This is a genomic window from Streptomyces sp. NPDC001933 (assembly GCF_042890955.1).
Lineage (GTDB): Bacteria > Actinomycetota > Actinomycetes > Streptomycetales > Streptomycetaceae > Streptomyces.
Genome location: NZ_JBIASS010000012.1, coordinates 322,796 through 323,971 on the forward strand (window position 1 = coordinate 322,796; position 1,176 = coordinate 323,971).

The following is a 1,176-nucleotide window of genomic DNA, read 5'->3' on the forward strand; positions in this document are numbered from 1 at the left end:
TCCTCACGCCGCTCGAAACCACCCGACGGACGCCCACCACGCTCATCATCCCGACGCGGCCCACGGAACCCACCACGCTCATCGTCACGACGCGGCCCACGATCCCGATCGCGGTCACGGTCGTCCCGCCGGAACCCGCCACCGGACCCACCACCGCGGCTGTCATCGCGGCGGAACCCGCCACCGCGGCTGTCGTCGTCGCGGCGGGGGCCGCGCGGCCGGTCATCACGCCGCTCGAAACCACCCGACGGACGCCCACCACGCTCATCATCCCGACGCGGCCCACGGAACCCACCACGCTCATCGTCACGACGCGGCCCGCGGAACCCACCACGCTCATCGTCACGACGCGGCCCACGATCCCGATCGCGGTCATCCCGCCGGAAGCCACCGCCACCGGACCCACCACCGCGGTTGTCGTCGCGGCGGAACCCGCCACCGGACCCACCACCGCGGCTGTCATCCCGGCGGAACCCGCCACCGCGGCTGTCGTCGTCGCGGCGGGGGCCGCGCGGCCGGTCGTCACGCCGCTCGAAACCACCCGACGGACGCCCACCACGCTCATCATCCCGACGCGGCCCACGATCCCGATCGCGGTCACGGTCGTCCCGACGGAACCCGCCACCGGACCCACCGCCACGGTTGTCGTCCCGGCGGAACCCACCGCCACGGCTGTCATCACGGCGGAACCCGCCGCCGGAGCCACCACCACGGTTGTCGTCGCGGCGGGGTCCACGGTCGCGGTCACGGTCGTCGCGGCGGAAGCCACCGCCACCGCTTCCGCCGGTGGGCCGGCTGTCGTCACGCCGGTAGCCACCACGGTCATTGTCACGACGCGGCCCACGGTCCCGGTCACGGTCGTCCCGACGGCCGCTGAAGCCGCCTCGGTCACCACCGTCCCGGCGACGCGGCTCGCGCTCCGAACGATCGTCGGGAGAGTTGGTGGACATTGGCGTGACTCCTGTTCATTGGGTACTACAAGACATTCTGGCGCAGCCGGACATCCGACGCTCTTCGGCAAAAACAAAAGGACCCTTGGTCCCAGCGTGAACGCTGGGACCAAGGGTCCATGAAAGATTGCTCGGCGGCGTCCTACTCTCCCACAGGGTCCCCCCTGCAGTACCATCGGCGCTGAAAGGCTTAGCTTCCGGGTTCGGAATGTAACCGGGCGTTTCC

The 1,176-nt window shown here is 70.9% G+C and carries 1 rRNA gene and 1 pseudogene; both read right to left on the reverse strand.

Annotated elements, in window-relative coordinates:
* A pseudogene (locus ACFYY7_RS28200) lies at window positions 1-601 on the reverse strand (hypothetical protein); the annotation flags it as partial.
* A 478-nt stretch (window positions 602-1,079) separates the two neighbouring features.
* Window positions 1,080-1,176: ribosomal RNA gene (gene rrf / locus ACFYY7_RS28205) — 5S ribosomal RNA — on the reverse strand; the annotation flags it as partial.